Below are 12965 nucleotides of genomic sequence, written 5' to 3'. Positions count from 1 at the left end.
CCTATCTTCCCATATGCCTGTCTCCCTTCGTTTTATTTGCACTGCCAGCCGATAACAGCACATCAATACAGGAAAACCCCTGCCCCGGCATATTCAAACACACCGGAACAAAAAGGCTTCCCTGCATGGCATCTGCTGTTATCCAGCCCGGTTCCCCGGACTGGTCATATTTATTGAGCGTTTTCCTGTGTTCCTCCCAGACCCGTTCCCTGTCCCGGCTTCTCTTTCCTGGGGCGTTTTCTCCGGCAAGGCGCGCTAAGATGCACACTCAATGCCGGGTATCAATCTGGGCAGGCTATGAAATTTTCAAGGTACGAGTGAAAGGGAAATCTTTGAATTGTGATAGTTGGAAATTTTTCAGAAATGTTACCCTTTCACTAATAGCAGACTGGAGAGGGCAAAAAGTAAGTAGTTTTGGAAAAATTTTTAAAAATTTGCAGGAAAATCATATAAAATAGAAATGTTAGTTAGATTATGGTAAGATAATCCATAGAAAAACCAACAGAGGGCAGTTCCATCAAAATCAGGCTCTTAAAACATGGTAAAGGTTCGTTTTATGATTTGCCATTGATACGAAAAGAGGTGGAAGGGATGGATGATATGAAATGGCATAAATACAGCTCTATCATTATGTTCGTCAGTGCTTTAGTCTGTATTTATTCCGGGCATAAGATAGCTAAAAGAAAAAACAGAAAATAAAAAGCAGGAGGCACCCGGCAGCCTTTAAACCGCCCGTATGCTTCCTGCGTCCTTCCATGCAGGCGTTCCCTATGCCTGCATAGACAGCTCTTTCAATAAAGAAAACAGATCCAGCGCCCCTTGCCGATAAGCCATCTTCCCATACTCCGCAGCATTGTCATTGTTTTCCGCAAGCGCTGCATCTATGGCTTCCCATTGCTCCGGCGTGAAATCCTTCCTGTCCAGCCGTTTTTCAATCCTACTGTTTTTAGGATTCTGTTTCTGGAATTTTTCATCTTTCCTCAACGCCTCTTCCAGCGCAGTCCCCATCCTGGTCTGTATGAACTGGTGTAAAACAGATTCTTCTGGCTGGCTGCTGTCCATCCCATCCTTACCGATAAAAAAATCCCCTGGATGGAACCCCCTGCCTTTGCCGTACGCCGGTTCTAAGTTTTTCATTAGCTGGATTCCTGTAAAGAAACCCACCTCAAAATACACATCATCATGGATTTCCGCAAAATCTGAAACAATGTCAAAAAAGCGGTTGTCTTCCCCGTCAACCTCCCCATACAGAGTTTTCAGCTTTTCGGTAAATACCTCAAAAGAATTTTTAATCTTTTCCCCATAATCTTCCGCTGTATCTTTCAGTGAATCCCCGCCATACATAAGCGTATGGATAAGCCTTTCCAGTTTCAGCTTGCTTAATAATTCTATCGAACCCGTCATTGTTCCTCCCCCTTTGGCTCTGTTTTAGCATCTCCCAGCCGTCCCAAAATCTCACACGCCTTTTTTATGTCCGCATCCCCTGCGGATTCCCTACTCAAAATCTCCAGCGCCTTCTTTATCTCCTTCTCCATAATGCGGCTCTTTATAATATCTTCGTCATCCGCATCCCCCCTGCATTCGCACTGGATGTTTTTCATCATGTCGGCAATCAGAAGGAAACCAGCCTGTATGCCAATCTCCAAGTATACACAGGCATTCTCGCAGGTCATATCATTTGCTGTTGACAATAAATCGGAGGCATTGTCAGGATCATACTTTAAGGCAATCCGTTCAAATGCGTCATACGTTTCATCCAGGCGCGCTTTATAGTCTCTTTCATCAGGTTCCGGCGGCAGGCCGTAGATCAGATAATCCGCCAGTCCCCTTACCGTCGCTTTTTCAAATATTTTTGCTGCAATCTTCATAAGCAACCTTCCTTTCCTATATGCTCGGTTTTCCGTACACATAGAATTATACTCGGATATTCGTACATTTTCAATATCCGACCATAATATTACACTGATAAAAACGACAGGAGTACAGAACATGATCAGCTATGAGCCGCTTTTCAGGACTATGAAGGAGAAACAGACCACATCATACGCACTTTTTAAGCAAGGTTTCCCAAAAGCAACCTATTATTCCATACGCCAGGGGAACAGCGTCAGCACAAACACCATCAACCACTTATGCAGGCTATTGAAATGCCCCGTTTCAGATGTGATGGAATATATTGAAGATGAAACTGAATCATTCTCTTAGGTATGTGTGGGTTTTCGTACATACCCAATATCCGACCATACTGGTATGATAGCAGCAAGAGGTGTGTGCATGATTAGTTATGATCCATTATTCCAAACCATGAAAGAAAAACATATCAGCTCCTACGGATTAGAAAAACGTGGTTTCCCACGTTCCACTTATTATGCAATCAAACATGGAAAGGGCATCACCACAAATTCCATCAACCAGCTCTGCTCCATCCTCCGCTGCGGCGTATCCGATGTGGTGGAATATATTGAGGACAGCCAGGACCCCTCCTCTAAAGGGAAATAGTGAAAAGCTATACAGAAAGCTGTCCGCTGACAGCTGTTTTGCATACTATTACATTTTTGCTGTGGCTGTTCCCACTTTGCGACACGATGTCGCAAAGTGAAAGCAGTCTTTTATTGGCTTAAAAATATCCCCCTTGTATGCCTTGTCCCCGTAAAATACAGCCTAATTCCTCCAATATCCGTCTGCGGCGGTTCTGTACGGTCTTTCTGCTGCAATTACACATCTTTGCTGCATCTGTCACAGTGGCTTCCTTAAAATATAACAGGTCGATCAGCCGGGCATCCTGCTCTGGCAGTTTCCCTAATGCCTCCCTTACTTTATCCCGGAAGATATTCCGCAGAGCCGTTTCCTCCAATCCGTCACGGACACAGAACGGCATCCCCCGGCAGTCCCCCTTTTCCTCCATCTCATCCAGGCTGTAAACGCCATGTTTCCGGTTTTTCTCTTTCTGGTAACGCTCCCGCCTCCGGGACTGATACCATTCCAGATAGACCTCCCGGCCCACCTCAACCAGCGTCCCGTCCTCCATCCGCAGCACATAGCCATCCCTTTCCTTTGGTTTCCGTCCCCTCATTGCGCCGCCCCGCTTCCTGCTATGCCGTAACTAAAGCCGGGACTGCTTAACGGATACTTTTTTCGGATTTTGCTGACCGCATGGAAAAGGGAATCCCTCACTGCATGGCGGCTGATCCCTAATTCTTCCGCAATCTGCCCCTGCGTTTTTTCCTGCAGATAATACCCACAGATCACCCTTTTCTGCTTTTCCGTAAGCATCTGCATGATCTCTTCCACGGTTTCCTGCCTTGCCAGCTGCTCTATAGCAGGTTCCGCCAAATCTTCCATCACTGCCCATTCCTCGGATACTGCGCTGTAAGAGACATTCCAGCACCGCTCCCTTTCCTCACAGTTCCGGTTCAGCCTGTCCTCCCCCTCCAGCACAAGCCGCAGATACCATTTCTCCCTTTCAAAAAACTGCTCCGACAAATGTACGGTATTCCCGTCCGATATGTAAAAATAATCCCCGCATGAATGTATAGGGAATACCGTAGAATATTTTCCTGTCTGGTAAATCACAAAACCATCCTGGTACACAGATATTTCTGTCTCCCCTCCAAACCGCTCCTTTGTGATTACCACCCCTGATTCCCGGAGTTGTCTTGCAGTTGGAAGTTTCCCCTGGTTCCCCGGTATATCCGTAATCTGTTTCAATTCCTGCAATGTCAGCATTTATGGCCGCCTTTCTGCCCGAAGGCTGCGGGCGGCCTGGAAAGCTGGCATCACAGAAATTGTCCGATACAGCAGGAAGGCAGTAAAAGAACGCTCCCGGCTCGCCCGTTTTTTTTAACGGGAGCCTGAAACTCCTTTTACTGCCCTTGCCAGCCCATATCTTTATCCCTGCATTTTCCTGATAATTCTGGCTTTTTTAGCTGCTTAACTTCTATCCCCCTTCCATCACCGTTTTTCCTGTGGCTGCTTTCTTTTGATGTATCCAGTGTAACAGCCGGCTCTTCCATTTACCCCAACATATATGTGGAGATTTTTGGAAAAGTCAACATATTTGTGGAACTTCAAGAACTGTGGTAAATCACATCACCTGCATTGCCGCAGTCCATCGACCAGTGTCTCCATCGTCTGTAAAACCACCGTCTGCTCACTCTGCTTCAGATGCCGGATGCGGCAGAACATCTCCCGGCACTGCCCATCCTCCTTCGCCTGGCCGCTTACGCCAAGAAGCTCGTTCGCATCCACGCCGAGTATCTGCACCATTTTTATAAATATCTCTATGGACATCGCAGACTGCCCGCCCTCAATGCGGCTGACGGTGTTGGCGCTGATCCCTGCCTGTTCCGCTACCTTCTCCTGTGACATGCTGATCTCATTCCTCCGTTCACGGATACGGTTGCCTAATTCAATCAAGTCCTGCGACCCTGCACGGTTGCCCAATCTGCACCTCCTTCCCGGTCAGAATCTTCTCCCGGAACTTTGCGGCATCGTGCCGTAAAGTGCAGAATCCACTTTACGCCCGCCATTCCGTTAAGCCCTATCCCCCGGCTTTGCGACACCGTGTCGCAAAGCCGGGCAACAAAAAAACAGCCGTGTATCAAGCTGTTTTTACGGATTGTTATTCATTTTACGCCTGTATTGCCTGCCTTTTTTTGTTTCACCCATTAGCTCGTCATGCCCTGCAGGGCTTTCCAGCCAGCTTTCTCACTGTCCGGTTGACTATCGCCGCCATCGTTTTCACCAAATATGCTGCCGCTGCTAACAGCCTCCATGCAAGAACGGTTCCCCCGATCACGCCGCCCACAAGGACATTGAGAAACAGGATGCCCACCGTACTGCCAATATCATGGCCTTTTGGGATAATCCAGAAAAACATCCGGTGAATCCCGAATGGAATCCCCATAAACCACCAAAGGCTTAGATAATCGCACTCCCCATTCTCCATGCACAGCGGACGGAACAAAGCCGCCAAAAACACTGCCGATGCAGCCGGAATTACCACACACTTTATAAATTCACTTGCTTTCATGCCTGCCTCCATTCTGTGCGTGGTTCGTATACCACGCCTTTCTGCCAAATAATTTCATACACTGTAATTTCTTAATTTCCCTCACCCACTCCCATACAGGTCATGGTTCACCTCTGCCGTATAATAATTGCTTATGGTCATCGGAGCATTATACAGCGTTGTCAGAAGATACGCCTTGATATTGCCCACTTTCGTTGTGTTAGCGCCAAGGCAGGTAAGGATATACTCGATATGCTCATGGTTCAGCTTCATAAACCGGTTTTTGACAACCGCCACTGGCTTTTCTACCCCCGCAATCCGCACTGTGCCATTGTCCGGCAGCATCATCACTTCCACCATCAGCTCAACAAGCTCATCCACATCCTCCCTCCGGTGGCAGCGTCCATCCTGAAAACACTCGTAAGATATGTGTTCCCGGATAATGTCACGGTATGCATCCATCTCATCAATCACATCCGGCGCTATGTCGGAGATAGATGGATTAGACTGGATGGGATTGGGATGGATTGGAGCAGACACACCAGATTCAGTATCGTTAAGATCTGTCTTGCTATATTCTGTTTCACTAAATTCAGTATCACTAAAATCAGTATTGTTAATATCAATATCATTAGATTTTGAAAATCGAAGTTCTTGTCTTTTGATTTTCACTATTCTTGAATTATGATTTTCAAAATCCTTGTTTTTTGATTCTGGAAATTCTGGATTTTCGATTTTCAAAACTCCTGATTTTTGATTTTCAAAATTCTGGATTTTTGATTCTGGAAACTCTGGATTTTCGATTTTCAAAATTCTTGAATTTTGATTTTGGAAAGACTGTGTGCTTCCGCCTGTTTCTTCTATTCCCTGTTCTGGTTTTGTCCCGGTTTCTTGCAGATTTTCTGGTAATTCATCGAACTCTGGCGATGGCTCAACCTCTTTAATCAAAAAATTCTTCACATAAATAACATTTGGTTTTCCAAGTCCTAAGCGCTTCTTTTCTATCAATCCTATCCCACCGTCAGAATCTAATTCTTTCATCAGCTTTACCGCTTTCTGTGTTTTGCAGCACATGAGTTCCATAATCTCTTCTACTGTGAAAATAATATACACTCTGTCCTCCTCGTCAAACCAACGGTTCTTTATGCTAAGGCTCATACGGTCTAACAATAGACCGTATAAAACCTTTGCTTCACAAGAGAGGGACTTAAAGCATTCTGCAGTGAACAGAACCTTTGGAATCCGGTAGAACGTGTACTGCTCCGCTTCCATGCCCCGGTAATAATCAAACTGTAATTCCTGCATCTGTTGTCCCTCCCTCCTTCTGCTTCCATTCCTCCAGAAGCGTGTAGATCACATCCTCAATCTGTTCTTTGGAATACTCTTTCGGGAAATAATTGCTGATTTTCTTTGCGGAGATTGTAACATTGACATTTTCCTTCTCTTTCCGCACTAAAACCGCATATACCTTTCCTTCCGTCAATTCCCCTGCCTCACTGCCTGCTTTTAACTGCTCTGCCTGCGCCTTTGATGGGAATATGCCGCTGTTGCCGATGGCATCCACAACCCATGCCTGTTCTTCCGTTTTCAGGTAAGACAATTTCTCCCCAGCCACCATAGGGATTTTATTTTCATCCACATAATCCATCAGTTCTTCCACCAGTTCCGACAGCCGGATATAACGCTGCACTGTCCTCCCGCTGTCCCCGGCGGCTTCCCCGATGGCATCCGCGGTATATTTCTCCCCTTTGCTGCCTTGGTGCTTCATTGCTTCGTATTTCATCCGGTATGCCTTCGCCTTCTCACTTGGCAGGATGTCCTCCCTCTGGATATTCGTATCCACCATCAGGACTACCGCTGTATCATCATCCATTTCCCGGATAATGACAGGCATTTCCATAAGCCCGGCAAGCTCGCAGGCCCGCCACCGTCTATGCCCTGCAATAACCTCATAGCCGCCTTCCGGATGCGGGCGCACAATCCCCGGCATCAACACGCCGTACTGCTTTACGCTTTCCACTGTCTCCTGCATCTTTTCATCGTCCTGCACCCGGAATGGATGGCCTTTAAACGTATGCAGTTCACTTAGGGGAACGGAAGTGACCGTTTCCCCCGTTTCATCTATGCCAAATAAATCATCAAAGCTGTTCAGCCTTACCTTCTCTGCGCTCTTACTTTTCATCCGCAAGCACCTCCTGTGTCAGTGAATGGTAGCCGCCTGCCACAATCCCCTTCGGATCATGGAGATAGATGCTTTTCCCCTCTGCCGTGGTTTCCGCAGCCTTTACGGACAATGGGATGCAGTTCTCAAAAATATGTACCCGGTTCCCATAAACCTCCCGGATCTGCGCTGAAATGTCCCTCGCGAAGTTTGTCCTGCGGTCTACCTTTGTCAGCAGAATCCCCATAATGTCAAGCGCCGGATTCAGCTTTCTGTGAACCCTTCCAATCGTCTTTATAAGCTGCTGTAACCCCTTGACCGGAAGATATGCCGCCTCTACCGGGATTAGTACGCTGTCGGCCGCTACAAGGGCATTTATCGTAATCATGCCAAGCGAGGGCATACAATCAATAATTGCAAAGTCATACTCCCCTTTTATGCTGTTCAGATACTGGCGCAATATCATTTCCCTGCTCATAACATTTACCAGAGCCGTTTCCAGTCCTGCTAGTTCAATATTTGCCGGAATAAAATCAATCCCTTCCTCATGGTGGATGATCCCCTCACCAGGCTCAACATCTTCATCATTGATGACCTTTTCCATGATGTTCACCAATGTCACATCCAGCTCATCCGGCTCTGTTATCCCCAGGCTCACCGCCATGCTTCCCTGTGCGTCTGCCTCCACCAACAATACTTTTTTGCCTGCCCTTGCAAGCCCAATCCCTAAATTCACACACGTTGTTGTTTTTCCGACTCCGCCTTTCTGGTTTGCCACTGCAATCACTCTGCACATAGATACTTTCCTCCTGATTCTCTAATCTATTTCTCTGTTCTTTCCACTTCCGTATATACACGGAAATATTTATTAGTCCCTTTATTTGCAAACGGTTCCGACACCGATTTTACATCCACGTCTTCCTGACGCTCCAAAAGCCGCCGGAACCAGTGAAGGTCTTTCTTTGTTCCCTGCATCCTAATCTTAAGCATATAAATCCTCCATATCCACGTAAAAACAGTATTCCGGATAACGAATCTTCACAGCTTCCCAAAAATATCTGGCATAGCCGCAGCAGAATAAATCTTCCACCGTATAACAACGGAACTCCTTTAATTGTTCCTCCACATCCTCTGTGTCATAAACACTTGGCGTTCCATTACAATAAAGGTTAAATGCCATCCGTACAATCCTTGCGCTGCCACTGGTCTGCCAGCCTTCATGCAGGCACTCTGTTTTTACGCATCCTGTTTTAAAATCATAAATCCTATTCACATTTATCCTTGTATCCCGGTCAATCCCCAAGCAGTATACTAATGCTTTGTGGTACACATCCTGGTATCCGCATTTCTGCAGATACTCTTTATAAAAATCTTTATGTTTATCGTTCTTGAAAGTAATTGTGCGAGTATCTTTGTTTCCTGCACCTTTCGCTGTATTTGCTGCCATAACTTGTCCTCCTTATCTTATCTGCTTAATATTTTTTATATTCTTGGGAGCTACACTCCCAAACCCTTGTGGATTCGTGCTGCCAGTTACCCAAAATACGGCTAACTGTCAACCCGAATTTGCTTTCGCCCCGGAGAACGGTTTTTCACTCCTGACCTTAACGCTGTGTCTGCCATTTCCTTTTCCTCCAATTCAAATTTATTTTTTGACCATAACAAAAAAGGACACTTCCCTAAAATTTCTTTTAGAAAAATGTCCTTAAAGTGCTTACTGTATTAAGTTGACTCATGTACCAATCAACGCATTATCAGGCATTATCCCGCATTATGCGTTGCAAATTTGTTGCAATTTTGTTGCAAAATCTGAATCGAAGTACCGCAAACCCTTGAAAACACTGGCTTTATTTGTCTAATGACTTCATCGTCGGGAATAGCAAAACATCCCGAATCGCCGCTGAATCCGTCAGCAGCATACACATCCTGTCAATCCCGAATCCAATCCCCCCAGTCGGAGGCATACCAATCTCCAGGGCATTCAGGAAATCTTCATCCGTCGTATTCGCCTCTTCATCTCCCTGCGCCAGCAATTCCTCCTGCGCCTTGAAACGCTCCCTCTGGTCAATCGGGTCATTCAGCTCAGAATACGCATTCGCCATCTCCCAGCCATTCATGAACAACTCGAACCGCTCCACATATTCCGGATTCTCCGGCTTCTTCTTCGTAAGCGGGGAAATCTCAATCGGGTGATCCATCACGAACGTAGGCTGAATCAAATGCTCCTCAACAAACTCCTCAAAGAACAAGCTCAGAATATCGCCCTTCTTATGCCTGTCCTCAAACTCCACATGATGCTCCTTCGCAAGCTCCCTCGCCTGCTCAAGAGTCTTCACCTCATTCCAGTCAACGCCTGTATATTTCTTCACGGCATCCACCATCGTAATCCGCACGAACGGCTTGCCAAGATCCATCTCTACGCCATTATAAGCAATCACAGCCGTCCCAAGAACCTCCTGCGCCACATGGCGGTACAGATCCTCCGTCAGATCCATCATCCCATTATAATCCGTATACGCCTGATACAGCTCCATCAGTGTAAACTCCGGATTATGCCTGGTATCCAGCCCCTCATTCCGGAACACACGTCCAATCTCATACACTCGTTCCAGTCCGCCCACAATCAGACGCTTCAGATACAGCTCCAGAGAAATGCGCAGCTTAAAATCCTCATTCAATGCATTGAAATGAGTCTCAAAGGGTCTTGCCGCCGCCCCGCCCGCATTGCTCACCAGCATCGGCGTCTCCACCTCAAGGAAGCCTTGCTCATCCAGATGCCTCCGGATAGCGCTGATAATCTTAGAACGCTTGATAAATGTATCCCTTACCTCCGGGTTCATAATCAAATCCACATATCTCTGACGGTAACGCATATCCGTATTCGTCAGGCCATGGAACTTCTCCGGCAAAATCTGAAGACTCTTGGATAATAATTTTACAGAAGAAGCATGGACGGAAATCTCACCCGTCTTTGTCTTGAACACTTCTCCCTCCACGCCGACGATATCTCCGATATCCATCTTCTTGAAATCCTTGTATGCCTCCTCGCCGATGCTGTCCCTAGCCACATAAGACTGGATATCCCCGCTCTGGTCGAGAACATTACAGAAAGATGCCTTCCCCATGACACGCTTCTGCATAATACGCCCCGCCAGCGTGACCTGCGCCCCTTCCAGTTCCTCAAAATGCTCTTTAATATCCATGGCATGGCATGTCACGTCAAACTTTGTAATCTCAAACGGATTTTTCCCGTTGCTTTGTAAATCTGCCAGTTTCTCACGGCGGACCTTCCTTAACTGGTTAATGTCCTGATCCTGTACTTTCTCCTGCTGCTTTGCCACGTTTTCCTCTCCTTTCCTTTTGCAAGGAACTGTATCGGTTTCTCCACACAATTCCTTCTACAATGACCGGCTGATATGCAATACCTCATATTCCATAACCCCGGCCTGAGTCTCCACCTGTACCTGGTCGCCAACTTTACAGCCAATAAGCGCCTGTCCGACCGGAGACTCGTTGGAAATCTTCCCTTCCAGGCTGTTCGCCTCTGTAGAACCGACCAGTTTGAACTCCATTTCCTCGTCAAATGTCTTGTCGTAGACCTTTACCGTACAACCTACGTTAATCTTATCAAAATCTACCTCATCCTCAACTACGACTTCCGCATTTTTCAGGATGCCTTCCAGCTCTTCAATACGCGCCTCGATATCCCGCTGCTCATCCTTTGCAGCGTCATACTCCGCATTCTCTGACAAGTCTCCCTGCTCCCTCGCCTCTTTAATCTTGCCGGCAACCTCTTTCCGCTTTACGACTTTCAAATGTTCCAGCTCGTCCTCCAGTGCTTTCAAGCCTGCATAAGTAAGTAATTTCTTCTTTGCTTCCATGTGTCTTACTTCCTTTCCTATTACTCTCTTCACTATCTTCAAAAAATCTATTTGTTATTTAAAAGATTAAAGAAACTTTCACAATTTCATTATTATACCCAAATGGAAAAGTTATGTCAATAATTTTGGCCTTGAAATTCGCCCGTTACAGTATATGCACAATCCTTGTCTTTCATACAGCCAATTCTTCACATATGGGCATCCAAAAGTTTCTCCAATTCCGCATACGACTCCACCCGGTTAATCGCCTCCCTAAGCTTCGCCGCGCCTTCCATCCCCTTCGTATACCATGCCACATGCTTACGCATTTCACGGATACCGATAAAATCCCCCTTGAACTCCATCTGCAGTCTTGCATGCCGCAGCATCGCGGCCTTTACCGTTTCCGCACAAGGACGCTTTGGTTTTATTCCCGTCCCGCCATATTCTGCAAGTTCACGGAATATCCATGGGTTTCCTTGCGCGCCGCGCCCAATCATCACGCCGTCGCATCCCGTCTGCCGCATCATAGCCAGCGCCGTTTCCTCGGAAATCACATCGCCGTTCCCAATCACAGGAATTGACACCGCCTCCTTCACCTGCCTGATAATCTCCCAGTCCGCCTTCCCGGAATAATACTGCTCCCGTGTCCTTCCATGTACGGCAATTGCCGCCGCGCCTGACGCTTCCACTACCTTCGCAATCTCCACAGCATTGACATGGGCGTCGTCAAACCCCTTCCGTATCTTCACAGTGACCGGTTTCTGGATTGCCCGCACAGTCTTGCTGACAATCTCCCCCACCAACTGAGGATCCTTCATCAGCGCAGAACCCTCCCCATTCCTTACCACCTTAGGAACCGGACAGCCCATGTTGATATCCAGGATCTGGAAGGGAAGCTCTTCAATCTGTTTCGCCATCTCGCTGATAATATCCGGCTCCGCTCCAAATAGCTGCAGCGACACGGGATATTCCTCAGGATGGATGGCAAGCAGCGCCTTCGTGTTCTTATTCTTATACTGTAACGCCTTCGCGCTGATCATCTCCATACATAAAAGACCTGCCCCCTGCTCCTTGCACAAAAGCCGGAACGGCAGATCCGTGACCCCCGCCATCGGAGCGAGGATGTATGGGTTTTCAAGTTCAACATTTCCTATCTTCATACCGCTTATTCTTTTCATAAATAAAACGCAATCCCTTTAGCGTTAACTGCGCATCGTAGATATCAATCACATCCGTCTCCGCCGCGATCATTTTCCCAAGGCCGCCGCTGGCGACCACTTTCGCATCCGCATAACCGGATTCTTCCTTAATCTTCCTCACAATATATTCCGTCTGTCCAATCTGCCCATATACCAGTCCCGCCTGCATGCTGGCCACCGTTTCCTTTGCAATGATAGAGTCAGGCTTTTTGATTTCAATCGCCGGCAGCATTGCCGCCTGTTCGGTCATGGCATGGGCAGAAATCCGAATACCCGGTGCAATTACAGCACCCTCAAAGGTTCCGTCCACGCCCACGATATCGTAAGTCGTGGCAGTCCCGAAGTCAATCACGATGACCGGACCTCCATAGAGTGTATACGCCGCCACCGCATCCACAATCCGGTCCGCGCCCACCTGCTTAGGGTTTTCCGTCACAATCCGGATGCCTGTCTTAATCCCTGCCGACACCACCATTGGCTTGATGCCGAAATACTTGATAAGCGCGCTCCCAAGAGAATGCATGATATCCGGCACAACGGACGAAACAATCACAGCGTCAATATCTCCGCTATGGATTCCCTGCCGTTCAATCAGCTCCTTCAAAGTAATCCCATATTCGTCAGACGTCCTCGGCAGCTTCGTTGTCATGCGGAATGTACCCGACAGCTTCTTCCCTTTGAACACTCCCATCGTAATATTCGTATTCCCCACATCTATGACTAATAACATC

The 12965-nt window shown here is 47.2% G+C and carries 18 protein-coding genes and 1 pseudogene; 2 read left to right on the top strand and 17 right to left on the bottom strand.

All coding sequences use genetic code 11. The annotated features are described in order from the left end of the window. Position 1: 1 nt before the first annotated feature. The 3 genes from AC6I3O_RS01540 to AC6I3O_RS01530 all read right to left on the bottom strand — a co-directional run bounded on the left by AC6I3O_RS01540 (position 2) and on the right by AC6I3O_RS01530 (position 1868). On the bottom strand, positions 2-268 hold the full coding sequence (locus AC6I3O_RS01540) for a hypothetical protein (protein ID WP_044991255.1): 267 nt from the start codon (positions 266-268) through the stop codon (positions 2-4). A 500-nt stretch (positions 269-768) separates the two neighbouring features. Continuing rightward, positions 769-1404: a hypothetical protein gene (locus AC6I3O_RS01535; RefSeq protein ID WP_004083214.1), complete on the bottom strand. Its 636-nt coding sequence runs from the start codon at positions 1402-1404 to the stop codon at positions 769-771. Continuing rightward, positions 1401-1868 (bottom strand): hypothetical protein, encoded by a 468-nt coding sequence (locus tag AC6I3O_RS01530; protein WP_004083216.1) that lies wholly within the window; start codon positions 1866-1868, stop codon positions 1401-1403. The genes AC6I3O_RS01535 and AC6I3O_RS01530 overlap by 4 nt, the downstream gene beginning before the upstream one ends. 121 nt (positions 1869-1989) lie before the next feature. Between AC6I3O_RS01530 and AC6I3O_RS01525 the strand changes: the two genes are divergently transcribed. Both AC6I3O_RS01525 and AC6I3O_RS01520 read left to right on the top strand, forming a co-directional pair. Further along, entirely contained in the window at positions 1990-2205 is a 216-nt protein-coding gene (locus tag AC6I3O_RS01525; protein ID WP_004083217.1) for a helix-turn-helix domain-containing protein, read from the top strand. Between the two features lie 69 nt (positions 2206-2274). Continuing rightward, on the top strand, positions 2275-2499 hold the full coding sequence (locus AC6I3O_RS01520; protein WP_004083218.1) for a helix-turn-helix domain-containing protein: 225 nt from the start codon (positions 2275-2277) through the stop codon (positions 2497-2499). A 118-nt stretch (positions 2500-2617) separates the two neighbouring features. On the opposite strand, the gene AC6I3O_RS01515 is transcribed toward AC6I3O_RS01520, so the two are convergent. The 14 genes and pseudogenes from AC6I3O_RS01515 to AC6I3O_RS01450 form a co-directional block, all read right to left on the bottom strand. Next, positions 2618-3073 (bottom strand): RNA polymerase sigma factor, encoded by a 456-nt coding sequence (locus AC6I3O_RS01515; RefSeq protein ID WP_004083220.1) that lies wholly within the window; start codon positions 3071-3073, stop codon positions 2618-2620. Next, positions 3070-3726, bottom strand: coding sequence for a sigma-70 family RNA polymerase sigma factor (locus AC6I3O_RS01510; protein ID WP_004083221.1), 657 nt, complete (start codon positions 3724-3726; stop codon positions 3070-3072). Before AC6I3O_RS01510 ends, AC6I3O_RS01515 begins: the two co-directional genes overlap by 4 nt. Positions 3727-3863: 137 nt before the next feature. Next, positions 3864-4013 (bottom strand): hypothetical protein, encoded by a 150-nt coding sequence (locus AC6I3O_RS01505; RefSeq protein WP_157404359.1) that lies wholly within the window; start codon positions 4011-4013, stop codon positions 3864-3866. Between the two features lie 76 nt (positions 4014-4089). After that, entirely contained in the window at positions 4090-4443 is a 354-nt protein-coding gene (locus tag AC6I3O_RS01500; RefSeq protein WP_004083222.1) for a helix-turn-helix domain-containing protein, read from the bottom strand. A 232-nt stretch (positions 4444-4675) separates the two neighbouring features. Beyond that, on the bottom strand, positions 4676-5032 hold the full coding sequence (locus tag AC6I3O_RS01495) for a DUF6050 family protein (RefSeq protein ID WP_004083224.1): 357 nt from the start codon (positions 5030-5032) through the stop codon (positions 4676-4678). 81 nt (positions 5033-5113) lie between these two features. Next, a complete protein-coding gene (locus AC6I3O_RS01490; RefSeq protein WP_004083226.1) occupies positions 5114-6316 on the bottom strand; it encodes a replication initiator protein A in 1203 nt (400 codons plus the stop codon). Continuing rightward, positions 6297-7193 carry a ParB/RepB/Spo0J family partition protein gene (locus tag AC6I3O_RS01485; protein ID WP_004083228.1) on the bottom strand — a complete coding sequence of 299 codons (897 nt, stop codon included), beginning with the start codon at positions 7191-7193 and terminating at the stop codon, positions 6297-6299. The genes AC6I3O_RS01490 and AC6I3O_RS01485 overlap by 20 nt, the downstream gene beginning before the upstream one ends. Further along, entirely contained in the window at positions 7183-7968 is a 786-nt protein-coding gene (locus tag AC6I3O_RS01480; protein WP_004083230.1) for a ParA family protein, read from the bottom strand. Before AC6I3O_RS01480 ends, AC6I3O_RS01485 begins: the two co-directional genes overlap by 11 nt. A gap of 26 nt (positions 7969-7994) precedes the next feature. Beyond that, positions 7995-8162: a hypothetical protein gene (locus AC6I3O_RS01475; RefSeq protein ID WP_004083232.1), complete on the bottom strand. Its 168-nt coding sequence runs from the start codon at positions 8160-8162 to the stop codon at positions 7995-7997. Continuing rightward, a complete protein-coding gene (locus tag AC6I3O_RS01470; RefSeq protein WP_497849464.1) occupies positions 8155-8619 on the bottom strand; it encodes a DUF6075 family protein in 465 nt (154 codons plus the stop codon). The genes AC6I3O_RS01475 and AC6I3O_RS01470 overlap by 8 nt, the downstream gene beginning before the upstream one ends. 409 nt (positions 8620-9028) lie before the next feature. After that, a pseudogene (gene lysS / locus AC6I3O_RS01465) lies at positions 9029-10513 on the bottom strand (lysine--tRNA ligase); the annotation flags it as partial. 57 nt (positions 10514-10570) lie between these two features. Continuing rightward, entirely contained in the window at positions 10571-11053 is a 483-nt protein-coding gene (greA, locus tag AC6I3O_RS01460; RefSeq protein ID WP_159749784.1) for a transcription elongation factor GreA, read from the bottom strand. Positions 11054-11241: 188 nt separating this feature from the next. Then, the gene (dusB, locus tag AC6I3O_RS01455) at positions 11242-12195 is read right to left on the bottom strand and encodes a tRNA dihydrouridine synthase DusB (RefSeq protein ID WP_497849463.1); all 954 of its coding nucleotides are present in this window, start codon (positions 12193-12195) and stop codon (positions 11242-11244) included. Beyond that, on the bottom strand, positions 12176-12964 hold the full coding sequence (locus tag AC6I3O_RS01450) for a type III pantothenate kinase (RefSeq protein ID WP_497849462.1): 789 nt from the start codon (positions 12962-12964) through the stop codon (positions 12176-12178). The genes dusB and AC6I3O_RS01450 overlap by 20 nt, the downstream gene beginning before the upstream one ends. Between the last annotated feature and the right edge of the window lies 1 nt (position 12965).

Source organism: Sporofaciens sp. St.21A7 (genome assembly GCF_059728535.1).
This window is presented reverse-complemented; position numbering and strand designations above follow the sequence as displayed.